Below are 5,249 nucleotides of genomic sequence, written 5' to 3' on the forward strand. Positions count from 1 at the left end.
GAAGCAAGCAAATTGCTTGGGTGTTATATGGTCAAGCCTCACGGGCAATTAGTATTGGTTAGCTCAACGCCTCACAGCGCTTACACACCCAACCTATCAACGTCGTAGTCTTCGACGGCCCTTCAGGGAACTCAAGGTTCCAGTGAGATCTCATCTTGAGGCTAGTTTCCCGCTTAGATGCTTTCAGCGGTTATCTATTCCGAACATAGCTACCCGGCAATGCCACTGGCGTGACAACCGGAACACCAGAGGTTCGTCCACTCCGGTCCTCTCGTACTAGGAGCAGCCCCTCTCAAATCTCAAACGTCCACGGCAGATAGGGACCGAACTGTCTCACGACGTTCTAAACCCAGCTCGCGTACCACTTTAAATGGCGAACAGCCATACCCTTGGGACCGGCTTCAGCCCCAGGATGTGATGAGCCGACATCGAGGTGCCAAACACCGCCGTCGATATGAACTCTTGGGCGGTATCAGCCTGTTATCCCCGGAGTACCTTTTATCCGTTGAGCGATGGCCCTTCCATACAGAACCACCGGATCACTAAGACCTACTTTCGTACCTGCTCGACGTGTCTGTCTCGCAGTCAAGCGCGCTTTTGCCTTTATACTCTACGACCGATTTCCGACCGGTCTGAGCGCACCTTCGTACTCCTCCGTTACTCTTTAGGAGGAGACCGCCCCAGTCAAACTACCCACCATACACTGTCCTCGATCCGGATAACGGACCTGAGTTAGAACCTCAAAGTTGCCAGGGTGGTATTTCAAGGATGGCTCCACGCAGACTGGCGTCCACGCTTCAAAGCCTCCCACCTATCCTACACAAGCAAATTCAAAGTCCAGTGCAAAGCTATAGTAAAGGTTCACGGGGTCTTTCCGTCTAGCCGCGGATACACTGCATCTTCACAGCGATTTCAATTTCACTGAGTCTCGGGTGGAGACAGCGCCGCCATCGTTACGCCATTCGTGCAGGTCGGAACTTACCCGACAAGGAATTTCGCTACCTTAGGACCGTTATAGTTACGGCCGCCGTTTACCGGGGCTTCGATCAAGAGCTTCGCGTTAGCTAACCCCATCAATTAACCTTCCGGCACCGGGCAGGCGTCACACCCTATACGTCCACTTTCGTGTTTGCAGAGTGCTGTGTTTTTAATAAACAGTCGCAGCGGCCTGGTATCTTCGACCGGCATGAGCTTACGGAGCAAGTCCTTCACCCTCACCGGCGCACCTTCTCCCGAAGTTACGGTGCCATTTTGCCTAGTTCCTTCACCCGAGTTCTCTCAAGCGCCTTGGTATTCTCTACCCAACCACCTGTGTCGGTTTGGGGTACGGTTCCTGGTTACCTGAAGCTTAGAAGCTTTTCTTGGAAGCATGGCATCAACCACTTCGTTAACTAAAAGTTAACTCGTCATCAGCTCTCGGCCTTAAGATCCCGGATTTACCTAAGATCTCAGCCTACCACCTTAAACTTGGACAACCAACGCCAAGCTGGCCTAGCCTTCTCCGTCCCTCCATCGCAATAACCAGAAGTACAGGAATATTAACCTGTTTTCCATCGACTACGCTTTTCAGCCTCGCCTTAGGGACCGACTAACCCTGCGTCGATTAACGTTGCGCAGGAAACCTTGGTCTTTCGGCGTGGGTGTTTTTCACACCCATTGTCGTTACTCATGTCAGCATTCGCACTTCTGATACCTCCAGCAAGCTTCTCAACTCACCTTCACAGGCTTACAGAACGCTCCTCTACCGCATCACTTACGTGATACCCGTAGCTTCGGTGTATGGTTTGAGCCCCGTTACATCTTCCGCGCAGGCCGACTCGACTAGTGAGCTATTACGCTTTCTTTAAAGGGTGGCTGCTTCTAAGCCAACCTCCTAGCTGTCTAAGCCTTCCCACATCGTTTCCCACTTAACCATAACTTTGGGACCTTAGCTGACGGTCTGGGTTGTTTCCCTTTTCACGACGGACGTTAGCACCCGCCGTGTGTCTCCCATGCTCGGCACTTGTAGGTATTCGGAGTTTGCATCGGTTTGGTAAGTCGGGATGACCCCCTAGCCGAAACAGTGCTCTACCCCCTACAGTGATACATGAGGCGCTACCTAAATAGCTTTCGAGGAGAACCAGCTATCTCCGAGCTTGATTAGCCTTTCACTCCGATCCACAGGTCATCCGCTAACTTTTCAACGGTAGTCGGTTCGGTCCTCCAGTTAGTGTTACCCAACCTTCAACCTGCCCATGGATAGATCGCCCGGTTTCGGGTCTATTCCCAGCGACTAGACGCCCTATTAAGACTCGCTTTCGCTACGCCTCCCCTATTCGGTTAAGCTCGCCACTGAAAATAAGTCGCTGACCCATTATACAAAAGGTACGCAGTCACAGAACAAAGTCTGCTCCCACTGCTTGTACGCATACGGTTTCAGGATCTATTTCACTCCCCTCTCCGGGGTTCTTTTCGCCTTTCCCTCACGGTACTAGTTCACTATCGGTCAGTCAGTAGTATTTAGCCTTGGAGGATGGTCCCCCCATATTCAGACAAAGTTTCTCGTGCTCCGTCCTACTCGATTTCATGACTAAGAGATTTTCGCGTACAGGGCTATCACCCACTATGGCCGCACTTTCCAGAGCGTTCCGCTAATCTCAAAGCCACTTAAGGGCTAGTCCCCGTTCGCTCGCCACTACTAAGGGAATCTCGGTTGATTTCTTTTCCTCAGGGTACTTAGATGTTTCAGTTCCCCTGGTTCGCCTCTTGCACCTATGTATTCAGTACAAGATAACCATCTTATGATGGCTGGGTTCCCCCATTCAGACATCTCCGGATCAAAGTCTGTTTGCCGACTCCCCGAAGCTTTTCGCAGGCTACCACGTCTTTCATCGCCTCTGACTGCCAAGGCATCCACCGTATGCGCTTCTTCACTTGACCATATAACCCCAAGCAATCTGGTTATACTGTGAAGACGACATTCGCCGAAAATTCGAATTTCTCATTTAAGAGAACTCACAAATTTTACCTTAGCCTGATCCGTTACCAGTGAAAGTAACGTTCAGTCTATCTTTCTATCACATACCCAAATTTTTAAAGAACGATCTAATCAAAGACTAGAAATCAACATTCATCATCAACTTGATGGAATGCTCATTTCTAAGCTTTTAAAACTTCAGAAGCAGTAGTGGTGGAGCCAAACGGGATCGAACCGTTGACCTCCTGCGTGCAAGGCAGGCGCTCTCCCAGCTGAGCTATGGCCCCGTATTTCTACAGGCGTTTCCCACACAAAATTGGTGGGTCTGGGCAGATTCGAACTGCCGACCTCACCCTTATCAGGGGTGCGCTCTAACCAACTGAGCTACAGACCCAATTTCGGGCTGCTTCTTATCGTCTTCTTCAATGAATCAAGCAATTCGTGTGGGAACTTATGGAGCAGCTGATGTCGTCGATTAAGGAGGTGATCCAGCCGCAGGTTCCCCTACGGCTACCTTGTTACGACTTCACCCCAGTCATGAATCACACCGTGGTAACCGTCCTCCCGAAGGTTAGACTAGCTACTTCTGGTGCAACCCACTCCCATGGTGTGACGGGCGGTGTGTACAAGGCCCGGGAACGTATTCACCGCGACATTCTGATTCGCGATTACTAGCGATTCCGACTTCACGCAGTCGAGTTGCAGACTGCGATCCGGACTACGATCGGTTTTATGGGATTAGCTCCACCTCGCGGCTTGGCAACCCTCTGTACCGACCATTGTAGCACGTGTGTAGCCCAGGCCGTAAGGGCCATGATGACTTGACGTCATCCCCACCTTCCTCCGGTTTGTCACCGGCAGTCTCCTTAGAGTGCCCACCATTACGTGCTGGTAACTAAGGACAAGGGTTGCGCTCGTTACGGGACTTAACCCAACATCTCACGACACGAGCTGACGACAGCCATGCAGCACCTGTCTCAATGTTCCCGAAGGCACCAATCTATCTCTAGAAAGTTCATTGGATGTCAAGGCCTGGTAAGGTTCTTCGCGTTGCTTCGAATTAAACCACATGCTCCACCGCTTGTGCGGGCCCCCGTCAATTCATTTGAGTTTTAACCTTGCGGCCGTACTCCCCAGGCGGTCAACTTAATGCGTTAGCTGCGCCACTAAGAGCTCAAGGCTCCCAACGGCTAGTTGACATCGTTTACGGCGTGGACTACCAGGGTATCTAATCCTGTTTGCTCCCCACGCTTTCGCACCTCAGTGTCAGTATCAGTCCAGGTGGTCGCCTTCGCCACTGGTGTTCCTTCCTATATCTACGCATTTCACCGCTACACAGGAAATTCCACCACCCTCTACCATACTCTAGTCAGTCAGTTTTGAATGCAGTTCCCAGGTTGAGCCCGGGGATTTCACATCCAACTTAACAAACCACCTACGCGCGCTTTACGCCCAGTAATTCCGATTAACGCTTGCACCCTCTGTATTACCGCGGCTGCTGGCACAGAGTTAGCCGGTGCTTATTCTGTCGGTAACGTCAAAACAGTTACGTATTAGGCAACTGCCCTTCCTCCCAACTTAAAGTGCTTTACAATCCGAAGACCTTCTTCACACACGCGGCATGGCTGGATCAGGCTTTCGCCCATTGTCCAATATTCCCCACTGCTGCCTCCCGTAGGAGTCTGGACCGTGTCTCAGTTCCAGTGTGACTGATCATCCTCTCAGACCAGTTACGGATCGTCGCCTTGGTGAGCCATTACCCCACCAACTAGCTAATCCGACCTAGGCTCATCTGATAGCGCAAGGCCCGAAGGTCCCCTGCTTTCTCCCGTAGGACGTATGCGGTATTAGCGTCCGTTTCCGAACGTTATCCCCCACTACCAGGCAGATTCCTAGGCATTACTCACCCGTCCGCCGCTCTCAAGAGAAGCAAGCTTCTCTCTACCGCTCGACTTGCATGTGTTAGGCCTGCCGCCAGCGTTCAATCTGAGCCATGATCAAACTCTTCAGTTCAAACATCTTTGGGTTTTTAAGAAACCCTAAACTTGGCTCAGCAATCGTTGGTTACATCTTTGATTTCTCGCGGAGTAACTTGTGATGCTGATAATCTTGTTGACTATCAGTCTGACTCCACAAGCACCCACACGAATTGCTTGATTCAGTTGTTAAAGAGCGGTTGGTTAAGATCTTTCGTCTCAACCGAGGCGCGCATTCTACAGCAGCCTCATTTGCTGTCAAGTGATTATTTTCAGAAGTTTTCGAAGATTTCTTCAACAACTTCAACCACTTGCGC

The 5,249-nt window shown here is 51.0% G+C and carries 2 tRNA genes and 2 rRNA genes; all 4 read right to left on the reverse strand.

What is annotated here, in order from left to right:
• Positions 1 to 27: 27 nt before the first annotated feature.
• Positions 28 to 2,919: ribosomal RNA gene (locus AC07OJ_RS30835) — 23S ribosomal RNA — on the reverse strand.
• Between the two features lie 248 nt (positions 2,920 to 3,167).
• Positions 3,168 to 3,243 (reverse strand) — tRNA-Ala (locus AC07OJ_RS30840).
• A gap of 30 nt (positions 3,244 to 3,273) precedes the next feature.
• Positions 3,274 to 3,350 (reverse strand) — tRNA-Ile (locus tag AC07OJ_RS30845).
• 82 nt (positions 3,351 to 3,432) lie between these two features.
• Positions 3,433 to 4,969: ribosomal RNA gene (locus AC07OJ_RS30850) — 16S ribosomal RNA — on the reverse strand.
• The 16S and 23S rRNA genes sit together here with 2 tRNA genes alongside, the layout of an rRNA operon.
• Positions 4,970 to 5,249: the final 280 nt, after the last annotated feature.

The organism is Pseudomonas sp. GW821-FHT09C08, from assembly GCF_059418125.1.